Source organism: Schaalia vaccimaxillae DSM 15804 (assembly GCF_000420425.1).
In the GTDB taxonomy this organism is placed as follows: Bacteria; Actinomycetota; Actinomycetes; order Actinomycetales; family Actinomycetaceae; genus Pauljensenia; species Pauljensenia vaccimaxillae.
In genome coordinates this window covers 85684-98987 of record NZ_ATUX01000006.1, presented here as the reverse complement: position 1 = coordinate 98987, position 13304 = coordinate 85684, and the positions used below count along the sequence as shown (strand labels likewise).

Genomic DNA, 13304 nt, shown 5'->3' with positions numbered 1-13304 from the left:
ATACTCCAAATTAAGCTGAACCGAGATTCTTCTTAATGGAGTATCCCGATTCAATGTCGGTGATCTGGACAGAAACGATCCCGTGAGAGTCCACGCTGTAGCGTTCTTCGATCAGCGGTGAATCGGCGCAACGATCGATGGGGTAGGCGCCCAATTCGATCTCAGGAACCTGTAGGGAACGATCAAAGGGGAACAGGACTTCTCCAAAGGGCAGGACATCCCCACGCGGGACGCCTGAGTCGTCAAGATGCGAATACTCAGCAAATCGGAAATATCCGATGTTGTGTGCGGCTCGATACCGACGAGTGATAGTAGCGCCCTTGACAGAATCTACGGCGAAATCTGGTTCGAGCAACGTATCGAACGAGACTAAAGCACCTGATTCTTTCTCCCTGAAAACACCCAGTCCACGTGAGAGCTGATCACGCATCGTAAAGCCCGCGTCCGGGTCGATACCGATTGCCAAACCGATAGCGGTCGAAGCTGTCGGCATTTGTGAACGGTGAACGCGCCGACCGTGGTGATCGCGCAGGATCCGTGCAATAAGGGGGAGTTGGGCCCCTCCACCTACCACGTACAGGCCTGCGATATCATCGCCGAGCTTGGCGCCACTTTCGTCATTGACCAATAGTGGCAACATTGACGCCAATGTTGATTCAACGAGTGGGGTAGCGGCCTCGTAGAAGGTCTGAACCGGAATCGAAATAATGCGCTCACCCAAAGGTACAGAGACAATACGAGAGTTTGGGGTGAGTGCTTCTTTGGCCGTTTTGCATTCGTCGATGAGCGCTGACCACGCAGCCTCTCCAAGATGACCAGAATCCGTGTCACCAGCTTGTGCAATGCAGTGAGCGAGGACGAGGTCGAAGTCATCGCCGCCAAGCAGATTGTCACCGCGCGTTCCAAGGATCTGATGGTCTGTGCCCGTCGCCGCGACAATGGAGGCATCGAAAGTTCCGCCACCGAGGTCATAGACGAGGACGCAGGTGCGTTTGGAGTTGAGCGTGCCAGCGTGTCGATGAGTGTATTCAAAACCTGCAGCGGAGGGCTCGTTGATCATAGATCTGACGGTCCAGCCAGCATCGCGGAAAGCCTCTAAGGTGAGGAAGCGCTGCCCAGACCATGCGTGAGCAGGCACTCCGATAGCAGCTTCAAGAGGCTCAGAATCGTCCAATGTGGCAACTGAGGATGAGTGGCGAAGAGCTGTGGCGACGTAGCGCAGGTAAAGGGTCACCAATTCGAGAAGAAGAAAATCGCGGTTACCTAGCCGCACGGTCGTGGTCGATGTGACCTGGGGATCTGCCAAGAGCCGCTTGAAGGAACGCAGATGTTGGGCACCGGCGCGCGCACGTCGGTCGGCTTCAAATCCGAAATGTAAACCGTCCTCGTCATAGGCGATGACGGAGGGAATCGAGTCGAAGACATCGCCGAAACCATCCTCGAAAGAAACCACTGGATAGTTTCCACGGTCAACTGTGGCAACGGTGGTTGTTGTGGTACCGAAATCGACTCCAAATCTCATGGAGTCAGACTAACGAAGTGACCGCAGATGTGGGGGACTTCGTCGCAGTTGCTTGCCTCTCGGCATCAGTGACTACGTGCGAATGGCAGATATTGGAGAAGACGGCTCGCACGAAGAGGAAAGCCCCGAGGAAATAAAGCGCCCCAGCAACCGCATCAAGGATGTAGTGGTTGCCAGTAGTGATGACAATGATGATGGTTAAAGCCGGGTGGATGGCAAGTAAGAGGCGCTGCCAAGGGGCTTTCCAGACGAATAAACCGAGGCATACGGCTACCCAGATTGACCAGCCAGTGTGCATTGAAGGCATTGCAGCGTAAGGGTTTCCCAGCGCTGAATATAGTTGGGAATATCCAGAACCGAATGCGGATTGCTGGGCCACGGAGTCAACGAATGCTGTTCCTGAAAGCAGCCGTGGGGGAGCCAAAGGGTAAACCCAGTAGGTCACCATGGCTGCACCGGTCATGATGAAAAGGACGTTGCGGGAAAAATGGTAGTGTTCGGGCTTCTGAAACCAGATGAGTAATAGTGCGCCAAAGGTCAGTGCGAAGAATGACACTGAGTAGTAGATGGCGAAAGACTCAGCGATGACAGGGTGGCGTTGGAGCCAAAGGTTTGCAGACAACTCAATGTCGAGTCCCAGAAGGTCCTCAATGCGCAGAATCTGTCGGGCGTGTGCGTTAGCGCTTTGAGCTGTTATTGGAGCGATGTTGCACAAGATTGAGTAGGCCATCGCACATAGGGCTACAAGCGACACTTCCTTGACCAGTGCGCGCCGGTCCAGCGCCGTGGGCGCAATGGATCTGCGAGTCTGAGAGCTCATGGGGCTCCTTGTGCACATCAACTGAACGGATAGCTGAATTGATCTTAGGTGTATTGCGGACAGGAGATCTGTCAATAAGGCAAGGGTGGGGGCTTAATCAGGGTGATTCCTGATACCTTTCTCAAAACTGACATAATGTACATTATCGGATAGTCCGGTGGGGCTTCGTCGGTCCGGTACAATCAATGCGGTTCAATTTTTGATATCAGGAGGCCGCACATGGCAGATCGCGCACTTCGTGGCATGCAGATCGGCGCAAAGTCGATGGAATCGGAAGAAGGCGTCGTCTTCGCCGACCGTTTCGTCGTCAAATACCTATGCCCGAATGGTCACGAATTTGAAGTGCCACTGTCGACCGAGGCCACCGCGCCGGCGACGTGGGAATGTCGATGTGGCGCAGCAGCGGACCTTATTGGTGAGGCCGAAGAAGACGAAGACCTCAAGCCTGCCAAGCCGGTGCGCACGCACTGGGACATGCTGTGTGAACGCCGTTCCCTTGAAGAACTCGATGTGGTCTTGCAAGAGCAACTTGCTTTGTATCGCGAAGGGCGGCTGCGCCCCGAAGGTCACTACCGCAAGGGCTAATTCAAGATATTAATCTCAGATCGACGTATCAAGCGTCCTGTGTTCTATGCGCAGGCCGCTTGTGTTGAACTGCTGGGCCGGAACAACTCAGGATCCGTGGCATCCCATCTAATTCCTGGATTGATCCGACTTTATTTCTTGGATTGGACGAACTTTAACGCGGCCTTCAACGCGCGCCACGTCATCGCACACACCACCAGCAAGGCGGTGGCGCATTGAACTGCCAAGCCTGGCCAATGCCCCATTTGAGTCGTTAACGTCAGTGACGTGCGCAAAGGCACCTGGGCAACCAAATACTCAGCAGATTGAGGTTGTGTCATTGCTTGAATTTGTCCATCCGGACGAATGACATACGACCTGCCAGTTGTTGAAGCCTGAACCGAAGAACGCGAAAATTCCATACTCCGAAAACGCAGCGTCTGCCCCTGTTGAGCAGTCTGAGCGGAATCGAGGAAATGATAGTTATTCGACGGAGTGACAATCATTTGGCCGCCCATTGTCACGCCCTCGCGAAAAATCGACGCGTACGCTGCCTCAAAGCAAATGCCAACGGCTAACGGAACTTGTCTGCCCGAAGCAGTCCGGATTTCCATATATCCCGGGTTATCTGCCGGAGCCATATCGAGGTTGACCTGGGCCGCCTCGGTAGCCAAACGGGACACAAGGCTGCGCCACGGAATAAACTCCCCAAAAGGCACAGGCTTTTGCTTCGCGTACAGGTTCGACTCATCCAGGCCCTCGCCCGGATACCATGTGCCAATCCAATTCCACCTCAAGTCATCTTTGACATTGGCAAATCCCAAAAGGATAGGCGCATCAAGTTTCTTTGAAGAACGCGACACCAAATCTGCAACCAACTGGGATTCGCGCGGATCGCGATCAGCCGCAGTCTCCCCCCAAATCACGAGGTCAACAGACTCACCTGCGCCTGCAACTTCGGCTGTCACCTGCGCATTATTAGCCGTCACCTCGCCCTCGCGACTGAAAGCTTGAGCTCCTGGTAGGCGCACATCACCTTGAACGAGCGCCAAACGCAATGAGCCAGCCTCTTGCGAACTTGGCAAAGGAATGGCCAGAGGCGCAACGAATAGTGCACATGCCAGGCCCAACATCGCTGGCCTGCCCCACCAAGACGTCACGTCGTGGACTTGCCGTAAAGAAAATGTTCGCCTAACCAGAACTGCTACGACAACGACAACACCACCAACCAGGGTCTCTCCCCCGTACGGGGCTAAGTGGCCAAGTGGCGAGTCAACCTGGGGAAGATGGACCGCCCCCCACGGGAAACCCGACCAAGGAAAAGACGATCTGAGCTGTTCAATGCCCACCCAGGTGATCCCATAGATTACGCTCTGCCCCAAAACTGACATAGTCCAGTGCCAGACCTCGATGAGTTTGACGCACAACACCCATACTGCGTAGAAGAAAACTTGGCTAGCCGTCAGAGCAATCCAGGGAAGCCAGCCACCGGTTGCCAACACGACCCAATCAATCAAAGGAAGCCAAAAACAGGTGGCAAAGACAATGGTGTAGAGCAGGCTTCTGCCCCAGCCCACTGTGTCAATACGTGAGAAGAACAGGGCCAAAGACGGCACGACCAGCCACCACAAACCCGCATCTGGGAAGGCACACCACATGGCCAGACCTGCCAGGGCGCAGACCACGACGTCAATAAATCCACCCAAACGGCCTCGGGAACGACTCGACCCTGTCACTCCCCCTGTCTTTACAGATTTGACCATGAGACCACTCCGTGAACAAGAAGTTGGCGAGCTTTCTTCGCCTTTTCGCCAATCTCACCGCGATCCAGGTGTCGCAACTGATCCAGCAGATCCATCACCTGTCGAATCCAGCGGACAAAGTCTCCACCCTGCAGGTCGCACTCTGACAGCGCAGTGGACAAAGAAGCTCCGTGAGCCCATGCCAAACATGCGGTCATTAAACCTGAGTCTAGCTGGGCGGATAGCTGTGTTCCGCATGATTTTTCTGCTGCGTGAACCCGTCCCATGGCCGCCAAAGTGCGCTCCCAAGCCTGGGCCAAGCGAGCATTGACCCCCACTGGCAGCACTGTGGGATCGGCCTCGTCCGAGCGAGACTCAAACACGCACGCCGACGCAATCGCCGCCAATTCGGCCGGCTCAAGATCGTCCCAGGCGCCACTGACAATGGCTTCCATTGTGATGAGGTCACGCTCACCGAAGACACGACGCAGTTGGCGTCCCGATTCGCTCACTTGCTCGCCGTTGAGAAAACCGAGCTGATCAAGTACTGCACACACCCGATCAAACTCCTTGGCTACGGAGTTTGTTCGCGAATCTATCGAAGCCATCGTTTGATCGATCTGGCGACTTAGACGCGCCCACTCATGGCCTGCGTGAGCATGAGATTCACGCTGAGGACAACGGTGGACCGGATGAGAGCGAAGCCGCGTCTCCAGGGCGCGGATGTGCTCATCCTGGCCCATAGTGGGTGACGAGGGCGTGGGAGCAAGATTCCCCGAGCGCACTAGACGGCGCAGTTCCTCTCCAATACGCACTCTCTCCTTATTACGGTGTAATGCCGAGCCACCAGCAATCTTCATCCGCCCCACAACATCGAGGCCGCCCGGAGCGCCCTCGGCTAAAAGATGATGCCACTTTGAATCAGTACCAATCACCTGGGGAATGACCTGACCGGCAGCCGAATGGGCCATTGCGGCCACGACTCCATGCAATTGGCGTCGTCCCTTGCGATACGCCACAACGTCTCCAGGTTTGAGGCCAGCCAGCGTCTCGCGCATCTGGTGTCTGCGGGCAGCAGCCCTGTTCTTCGATGCTTCCTTTTGAGCCAATGAAATCTGATCTCGCAAGGAAAAGTACTCCCCGGCATCTCCCAGGTCGCAATGCATTTCCTCTTCCAGGTCAGCGCGCCTACGTACCAGCTCACGCGAACGGGTTGCCAAATGAACTACTGCACCATCAGCTTGGAATTGGGCGAAGGAGGTCTCCAAAACGTCACGAGTGGCGGCGCGCGAAGAATGCTCGAGAAGATTGACCACCATGTTGTAGGTCGGATGAAAAGCACTAATGAGCGGATAGGTACGTTTCGACGCGAGAGCCGCCACTTCCTCGGGGGCTACGGTGCCTCGGTGGAGTACGACTGCGTGCCCTTCGATGTCGATGCCGCGTCGACCTGCTCGCCCCGACAACTGGGTGTACTCCCCCGGTGTTAACTGCACATGAGAGGCACCATTCCACTTGCGCAGTGATTCGATGACCACGGTTCGGGCAGGCATATTGATCCCCAGCGCCAAAGTCTCTGTCGCGTACACCATCTTGACCAGGCCGTGAAGGAATAGATATTCGACAGTCTCTTTCATTACTGGAAGCATGCCTGCGTGATGGGCTGCCACTCCCCTCATCAAGGCGCGCGTCCACTGATCGATACCGAGCACCGCAAAATCGGAAGCATCGATGAGAGCAGTTGCAGACTCGACAAAGTTACGAATCTGTTCAGACTCCTGACGCGTTGTCAGCACAATGCCAGAGCTGAGAATCTGATGAACGGCGTCTTCGCAACCGGCGCGAGAAAAGATGAAGGTAATCGCCGGTAAAAGGCCAGCCCGATCTAAGGTAATAAGAGTTGATGGGCGAGATTCGCGTCGCACGGGTCTGCGTTGTCCAGATTCAGCCCAGTTGCGTCCTCCCCTGCCCACACGCCCGCCAGGGCCGGGTGCAACGGCGTGGACGAGCTCGGGGTTGAGGCGACCTCGGGCGACAGCATCCTTTGTTGGCGCGTAGAGGTCAAATAGCTCTTCGCCCACCATCATGTGCTGGTAGAGGGGAACGGGACGAGTTTCGGACACAATGATTCGGCAGGAGCCGCGGACCTCTTTAATCCAAGCGCCGAACTCTTCAGCGTTCGACACTGTTGCTGACAAAGCCACAACCTGGATCGGGTGCGGCAGGTGAATAATGACTTCTTCCCACACCGGCCCGCGAAAACGGTCAGCTAAATAGTGCACTTCGTCAAGGACAACGGAGTCAAGCTCGGATAAATCAGCTCCCGCATAAATCATGTTGCGCAGGACCTCCGTGGTCATGACAACTATCGCAGCGTTGGGATTGATTGAAGTGTCGCCCGTGAGCAGGCCAACGTTGTCTGAGCCGAAACGCTGTGACAAGTCGAGATACTTCTGGTTCGACAGGGCCTTGATGGGGGTTGTGTAAAAACTCCTCTTGCCTCGGATCATCGCCAAATGAGTGGCAAATTCGCCCACGACAGTTTTACCTGCTCCAGTGGGGGCAGCAACGAGAACGCAATCACCGTCCTCGACACCATCCATTCCCTCAATTTGAAAAGGATCAGGGCGAAAACTTAAGGTCGAGGCCCAGGCGTGGCGGACAGAGGCTTGCTCAGCTTGGTTTGCTTTGAAAGCTGCCATTCTTTCGGCTGCACTTAGAGCTGGTTCAATGCTTGGCTCCATGCTGGGCGAAGTTGCTCTACGCCGACGGCGTTTCGGGCTCATTCTTCCTCCTGAAATTCCAGTCCAGGCATAGTTGACCACCGGTGTAAGGCTGCGTTGGCGCGAGATCTCATTCGCTCGACGAGGTCAGTGGGAGCATCGATCAAAAATGGGGAGATGTCGATGAGCATCGCTTCCAACCATTCCTCATCCCATACTCGCAATTCAATTCGCATAGCGCCATCCGCCTCGTGGCCTAAGACCGCTGCTCCGGCCTCGTCAATGAGCCACTGAGCCCCAGGGCCTACGGTCAGCCGCACGCTGCTTGGACTCTGCACCGGAGGGCTTGTCGGAGCTTGAGAGGCACAGGCCTGGATCTGGTGAACATCACTCATACGGTCCACCCGGAAGGTCCGCTGATCCTGAGCCTGGTGGCACCATCCGTGCAACAGCCACCCCTGGGAACCCATAGAGACCTGCCAGGGATCCACAATCCGTAAGGATGCTCCACCATCGGACTTGAGGTATGTGAATCCCAACTGGCATTGTTCGCGCAAAGCGCTCAATATCGGGTCGAGCTGATCAGGGTGCTCGTCTTGGTAGGCAGCAACGACTGAGTCAGCGGGGATTCCTGGGCTCAAATGACGCACAGCCATTGCCACGCGCGGTAGGCGCTCGCGCAGGTCATGGTCTAAAGCGCCGGATACAGCGTGAAGTCCCACGATGATGGCGGTGGCTTCTGCTTCAGTTAATCGAGGAGGAAGATCTGCACCGAGTGTCGTTCGAATCGAGAGTTTTGCCTGGCTGGCGTAGAGGTTCCAGTCAACTTCGAATGACCGCCCAGGTAACGAGTCTCCGACTTGGCCAAGGTTTTCAATATCTCGTGTGATTTGGCGTTTGGTTCGGCCAAAGTGTTGAGCTAACTCTTCGATGGTAATACCCGGATGGTCACCAATCCAACTGACCATTGAAAGCAAGCGAGAAAGCGCAACGGGGACTGCTTCAGGCATGACGGTCCTCCCACCTTGCTGCGGCATTGAGTCGTGCCAAGACCGCATCTTTGAGACGCTTGGGTTCAACGACAATAACGCGATCTGCTTGCTGCAACACTGCGGAGATCCACTCCCCCAGTTCGGCCTCCTCGCCGCGCATGAGAGTCCAATCGGGGCCGAGGTCCGGAGATTCAACTTCTAGCGCTTCACTGTGCGTGACCACAGGGCCAGTTGCCTGAGCACTGACCGCCAAAATGGGACTCACGACAAGCTCTGTGAAAGGATCAGTGAAAGTTTCAGGGGCTGGTAGAGCATCACCCGGCTCGCCCAAAAATGACACTTCGGAGCGAAAACGTGAAATACGGAAGAGCCGATCATCGTCACGATCAAAATCCTGACCCCACAGGTACAGTGCGCGGCCTCGCACAATCAATCGCCACGGCGATACAGCCCTTTCAAAAAGACCATTGACCGATCCGTACAGGAAGGACACAACACGACGCTCAGCGATAGCTCGGGTCAGATTTGCAACAGTGGTAGCGCCGCTCAAATCGAGAGTTAAACCCGCAGACCGCTGTATAACATTCGCATTCGTTGACGCTGCAAGTTTGGGCTCGACCAGACTAAACGCAAGATCTTGACCATTCCAAGCCTGGATAGCCATATGAATCAGAGAGATGTCGGTGTCGTCCAGAGTCACATCCACCGCAGCGAAAGAGGAATCGGCGACGCGATAGCGTTCGTCAGCGCCCACATCCAGAACAATGCCGACGTCTCGAAGGGCATCCTTGTCGCGTTGAAATTGCGATTCGAAGGCCGATTCAGACAGCCCTTCGTAGCCGAGCAGGTGGCGAATCTGCTGCTTCGTTCGTCCTCGCTCGGCCGTCAACAATTCGAAGAACAGCCCGAGTACCCGGACATTCGTCGACAATTCGTAGCTCACCGGCTCAGCCTACGGGGCCAAGCCGGTGAGGAGGAACATCACAGACGGGAAGCCGTCAGTTGAGTAACGATAATGCCCCTTGCTCCGGCCTGGTGGAGACGGTCCATCACCAGATTGACTCCTTGGGACGGAACCATTGCGCGGACCGCCATCCACTCCGAATCCACCAGCGGGCTGACCGTGGGTGAATCGAAGCCCGGTGCAATAGCGATGGTCGCTTCAAGGTCGTCCTGGCGCACGTTGTAGTCGATGAGGACGTAGGACCGCGCGACTTGAACGCCTTCGAGCCGACGGTCGAGAGTTGCTAGGGCAGGATCGTCACGCAGTTCTTCTCGAGTGATGAGAATGGCTTCAGACTCAAGGATTGGCTCGCCAAAAACTTCGAGGCCAGCAGCTTTGAGAGTCGAACCTGTTTCGACAACATCAGCGATGAGGTCAGCGACCCCCAGACGAACAGACGATTCAACCGCGCCGTCAAGGTGGACCACCTCTGCAGTGATTCCCTGCGATTCCAGGTAGCTGCGCACAAGCAGGTCGTAGGAGGCTGCCACGCGTTGGCCTTCGATCTGGCTCAGCTGCGTGATCTGGCCTTGAGGCGCCGCGAAACGGAACGTGGAACGAGCAAAGCCTAGCGCTCGGTGCTCGACCGCTGCGGTACCCGAGTCCAGAAGCAAGTCGCGTCCGGTGATACCCGCGTGGATGGAACCGCGGCCCACATACACGGCGATATCGCGGGGGCGCAGGAAGAACAATTCAACGTCATTATCAGAGTCGGTCAAGACCAGCTCACGTCCTCGACGCTTGGTCTTGTAGCCGGCCTCGGCCAACAAAGAAATCGCCGGATCAGACAGGGAACCCTTATTGGGCACAGCAATGCGCAGCATGGAAGTCCTCACAGGTGCTTGTAAATATCGTCGAGAGTCAGACCTTTGGCGATCATCATGACCTGCGCGTGGTAGATGAGTTGAGAAATCTCTAGCGCACAATCATCTAGGGATTCATATTCAGCGGCCATCCATACCTCACCGGCTTCTTCAACAATTTTCTTGCCGATGAAGTGGACGCCTTTATCGAGTTCATCAACGGTTCCCGAACCTGCTGGGCGGGATTGCGCTTTCTGGGATAGCTCTTCAAAAAGGTCTTCAAAAGTAGTCACAGGAACACACTAGCGCGAGTCGAAGCACATTCGGCGTCCTGCCCGTTCGTTAAGACCCAGGCAGGACGCCGCTGGCATCACTGGCTGACGTAGTCGTTGGTGACGGCCTTGCCAGCGTCCGGAGTGGTCGAGACGAGGTCGGGCACATCGGCTAGGAAGACAGCCATGTTCTTCCACACGTCAAGATCCTGCACCGCCGAGGCTTTGCCAGAGTCATCAACCATGAGTTCAAGAGTTGCTTGAAGAACAGCTCGAGCCGTATCGAGTTGCTCTTCCTGGGTCAAAGTATCGTCGCGTTTCTGGGTGGCAGAGATTGCCAACTCGGGATCATTGAGAATCATTTGCGTGCCCGAGGTAATTGCTGAGACAACAGCTTTGGCTTGTTCGGGATTATCTTGGGCCCACTGACGAGTAGTAATAATCGAGGCCGCGACCAGCGCAGTCTGCTCAGGATCGAGGTCGACGGTGCGCACGTCGATTCCGCCGCGGCGCATCTGGACGAGGTCGTTGTTGGTGAATCCGATGACCGCATCAACGGACTTTTGCGCAATAGCTGCTTGCTGCGTGTATCCGATGGATTCAATCTTGACGTCCTCGCGAGTCAATCCTGCCTGCTTGAGGGCCGAAAGAGCTGCATACCAGTTCGATCCGTACTCTCCGGGAATCCCAATGGACTTGCCTTTGAGATCATCAAGGGAATCAATGTCGGAGTCTGCCGGAACGATTACAGTTGCCGGATAGCTTCGGTAGTAGGCGCCAATGGACACCAGGTCCATTCCTTGATCGCGGGCCACCATCGCTTCGTCGCCTGAGGCAACGACAACATGTTCCTCCCCCGAAATTAACGCGGTAAATAATCCTTCATCGCTGCCGTGATGGCGAATCGTTGCGTCAATGCCGCGATCGTCAAAGAGACCGTGGTCTTCGGCTACATAAACTGGGGAGAACTGAACGTTGGGAATGTACGTCAGTCCGACAGTGACCGATTCGGCGGCAATCGTGGACTGCGTTTGTTCAACGGCGGACGATTGATCGGATGGAGCCGAGCTGCACGCGGAGAGAATGAGCGCTGCTGCGGCAATAGTTCCACCCCATCGGGTGGCTGTATTCACGTGAATCATTTGTGACCTTCATTGCTCGATGTCGTACCGGCGGGAGCGTTCGATCCTGTAAATCACGATGTAGGCGATGGTCGCCATGATGCACAAAATGAGGATCGTGACGAACATTCCAGCGGTATCAACATTTGTTCGGGTTTGGGTGAGCACCTGCCCGAGCCCCGAGCCACCCATGACCATCTCCCCCACTACTGCGCCGGTCACCGACAGAGTAAAACCGTTACGAAGTCCGGCCAGAATTGACGGTGCTGCAAGTGGCAGCTCAATAGCAAAAGCCATTTTGAAGCCAGAAGCACCGTCAAGTTCTGCAGCTTCAAGCACCTCAGAATCAAGGTGTCGAAGACCTACAACTGTAGAAACCAAAATGGGAAAGAACACCATGAGTGTGCACAGGGCAGCAATCGACCACAGCCCGTAACCGATCCACAGGACCAGGAGCGGTGCCAAGGCGATTGCTGGTAGCGCCTGGGTGGCGCCGAGGAAGGGTTCGACCGCGGCCTGGATGAGCCGCGACCGATAAATGATGTAGGCAAGTGGAAGAGCAATGACCGCCCCCAGCGCCGACCCAATGAGGGCTTCGGTCGCAGTGATGCCAACACGCTTCCAAATTGATGCCTGCGAGAGCAAAGCCTGCGCACGATTCCAGGTGTCTGCCGGTGAAGGTAAACGCCAAGATTCGATGCCGGTTAGAGATGTCGCGGCCCACCATGCTGCCAAGCAGATGGTGAGAAATACGATCGGCGCCACGACGGTCATTTGACCTGTTGGCTTGGATCGACGTGCCACGAGGCGCCCTTTCCGGCATCCGGGTACGCACGGCGTGGCGCACGCGGCTACGCCGCACGCGCTGCACTCCTCCCATCCGGACTTTAACCGTCGGTATCGGATTTTCACCGATTCAACCATCCGATAGCGGACGGGTCGCGGACTATCACCGCCGGTTCGGACTTTCACCGACCCCGGAGTACTCGGAGGATATTGTGCCACTGATTGAGTGCCAATGCGACTACAGCTCTCAATAGCGGTGCCGAGCGGCTGCGGCGAAAGAATCAGTGGCAGTGTTGTGCAGCCAGCCGGCGCAGTTCTTCGACCTCGGCGTAGGCGTCGTCAGCTTTAAAGACCGCAGATCCGGCCACGAAGTTATCTGCTCCTGCCTCGGCCGCAATTTCAATGGTCTTGCGTGAAATGCCACCGTCAACCTGAATAGAAACCTCGAGTCCGGCGGCGCTAATAGCCTCACGGGTACGGCGTACCTTCGCCATCATCGACTCAATAAAGGACTGGCCTCCAAAACCAGGTTCGACGGTCATCACGAGGATCATGTCGAATTCACCCAAAATATCGACGAAAGGGTCGATGTCCGTGGCTGGGCGAAGGGCGAGACCCGCCTTTGAACCCAGATGCCGCAATTCTCGAGCTAAACGCAAAGGTGCAGTTGCGGCCTCGGCGTGGAATGTCACTGATTCGCAGCCAATCTCGGCATAAGCAGGTGCCCAACGATCCGGATCTGCAATCATCAGATGAGCGTCTACGGGAAGGATGCCGGACTTGACGACGGCCTCGGCCACAGGCACTCCCCAGGACAGATTCGGCACGAAGTGGTTGTCCATGCAATCCACGTGTGCCCTGTCTGCGTTTTGAATCTTGGTCAATTCACCGCGTAGATCAGCGATGTCACAGTTGAGAATGGAAGGTGAGATCATCGGTTTCATGAAAGTCATGCT

General features: G+C 55.8%; 12 protein-coding genes and 1 riboswitch. Of the genes, 1 reads left to right on the top strand and 11 read right to left on the bottom strand.

Annotation, left to right across the window (positions count from 1 at the left end; all coding sequences use genetic code 11):
* Positions 1 to 10 precede the first annotated feature (10 nt).
* Both G439_RS0103485 and G439_RS11035 read right to left on the bottom strand, forming a co-directional pair.
* Positions 11 to 1522, bottom strand: a complete 1512-nt coding sequence (locus G439_RS0103485) for an Hsp70 family protein (RefSeq protein ID WP_022867802.1) — start codon at positions 1520 to 1522, stop codon at positions 11 to 13.
* Positions 1523 to 1526: 4 nt separating this feature from the next.
* On the bottom strand, positions 1527 to 2342 hold the full coding sequence (locus tag G439_RS11035; RefSeq protein WP_022867801.1) for a phosphatase PAP2 family protein: 816 nt from the start codon (positions 2340 to 2342) through the stop codon (positions 1527 to 1529).
* Positions 2343 to 2561: 219 nt separating this feature from the next.
* On the opposite strand from G439_RS11035, the gene G439_RS0103475 reads away from it, so the two are divergent.
* Positions 2562 to 2927, top strand: coding sequence for an RNA polymerase-binding protein RbpA (locus G439_RS0103475; RefSeq protein ID WP_022867800.1), 366 nt, complete (start codon positions 2562 to 2564; stop codon positions 2925 to 2927).
* 131 nt (positions 2928 to 3058) lie between these two features.
* On the opposite strand, the gene lnt is transcribed toward G439_RS0103475, so the two are convergent.
* From lnt to rpe, 9 genes are all read right to left on the bottom strand, one after another.
* Positions 3059 to 4642 carry an apolipoprotein N-acyltransferase gene (lnt, locus tag G439_RS11030; protein WP_243442543.1) on the bottom strand — a complete coding sequence of 528 codons (1584 nt, stop codon included), beginning with the start codon at positions 4640 to 4642 and terminating at the stop codon, positions 3059 to 3061.
* Positions 4643 to 4653: 11 nt separating this feature from the next.
* A complete protein-coding gene (locus G439_RS0103465; RefSeq protein ID WP_022867798.1) occupies positions 4654 to 7434 on the bottom strand; it encodes a DEAD/DEAH box helicase in 2781 nt (926 codons plus the stop codon).
* On the bottom strand, positions 7431 to 8381 hold the full coding sequence (locus G439_RS11025; RefSeq protein ID WP_022867797.1) for a helix-turn-helix transcriptional regulator: 951 nt from the start codon (positions 8379 to 8381) through the stop codon (positions 7431 to 7433). The genes G439_RS0103465 and G439_RS11025 overlap by 4 nt, the downstream gene beginning before the upstream one ends.
* Entirely contained in the window at positions 8374 to 9306 is a 933-nt protein-coding gene (locus G439_RS0103455; protein ID WP_022867796.1) for a helix-turn-helix transcriptional regulator, read from the bottom strand. Before G439_RS0103455 ends, G439_RS11025 begins: the two co-directional genes overlap by 8 nt.
* Positions 9307 to 9344: 38 nt before the next feature.
* Entirely contained in the window at positions 9345 to 10190 is an 846-nt protein-coding gene (gene hisG / locus G439_RS0103450) for an ATP phosphoribosyltransferase (protein WP_022867795.1), read from the bottom strand.
* Between the two features lie 8 nt (positions 10191 to 10198).
* Positions 10199 to 10462, bottom strand: coding sequence for a phosphoribosyl-ATP diphosphatase (locus G439_RS0103445; protein ID WP_022867794.1), 264 nt, complete (start codon positions 10460 to 10462; stop codon positions 10199 to 10201).
* Between the two features lie 77 nt (positions 10463 to 10539).
* Positions 10540 to 11583, bottom strand: coding sequence for an ABC transporter substrate-binding protein (locus G439_RS0103440; protein WP_022867793.1), 1044 nt, complete (start codon positions 11581 to 11583; stop codon positions 10540 to 10542).
* 9 nt (positions 11584 to 11592) lie between these two features.
* Positions 11593 to 12366, bottom strand: a complete 774-nt coding sequence (locus G439_RS0103435; protein WP_026459348.1) for an ABC transporter permease — start codon at positions 12364 to 12366, stop codon at positions 11593 to 11595.
* Positions 12367 to 12426: 60 nt separating this feature from the next.
* A riboswitch (FMN riboswitch) is annotated at positions 12427 to 12551 on the bottom strand.
* 78 nt (positions 12552 to 12629) lie between these two features.
* On the bottom strand, positions 12630 to 13292 hold the full coding sequence (gene rpe, locus G439_RS0103430) for a ribulose-phosphate 3-epimerase (protein ID WP_026459347.1): 663 nt from the start codon (positions 13290 to 13292) through the stop codon (positions 12630 to 12632).
* Positions 13293 to 13304 lie beyond the last annotated feature (12 nt).

What these genes read in the sequence shown, in the direction of transcription:
- G439_RS0103485 (WP_022867802.1), bottom strand. Translation starts at nt 1,522, where the DNA reads ATGAGATTTGGAGTCGATTTCGGTACCACAACAACCACCGTTGCCACA.
- G439_RS11035 (WP_022867801.1), bottom strand. Translation starts at nt 2,342, where the DNA reads ATGAGCTCTCAGACTCGCAGATCCATTGCGCCCACGGCGCTGGACCGG.
- G439_RS0103475 (WP_022867800.1), top strand. Translation starts at nt 2,562, where the DNA reads ATGGCAGATCGCGCACTTCGTGGCATGCAGATCGGCGCAAAGTCGATG.
- G439_RS0103465 (WP_022867798.1), bottom strand. Translation starts at nt 7,434, where the DNA reads ATGAGCCCGAAACGCCGTCGGCGTAGAGCAACTTCGCCCAGCATGGAG.
- G439_RS11025 (WP_022867797.1), bottom strand. Translation starts at nt 8,381, where the DNA reads ATGCCTGAAGCAGTCCCCGTTGCGCTTTCTCGCTTGCTTTCAATGGTC.
- hisG (WP_022867795.1), bottom strand. Translation starts at nt 10,190, where the DNA reads ATGCTGCGCATTGCTGTGCCCAATAAGGGTTCCCTGTCTGATCCGGCG.
- G439_RS0103440 (WP_022867793.1), bottom strand. Translation starts at nt 11,583, where the DNA reads ATGATTCACGTGAATACAGCCACCCGATGGGGTGGAACTATTGCCGCA.
- rpe (WP_026459347.1), bottom strand. Translation starts at nt 13,292, where the DNA reads ATGAAACCGATGATCTCACCTTCCATTCTCAACTGTGACATCGCTGAT.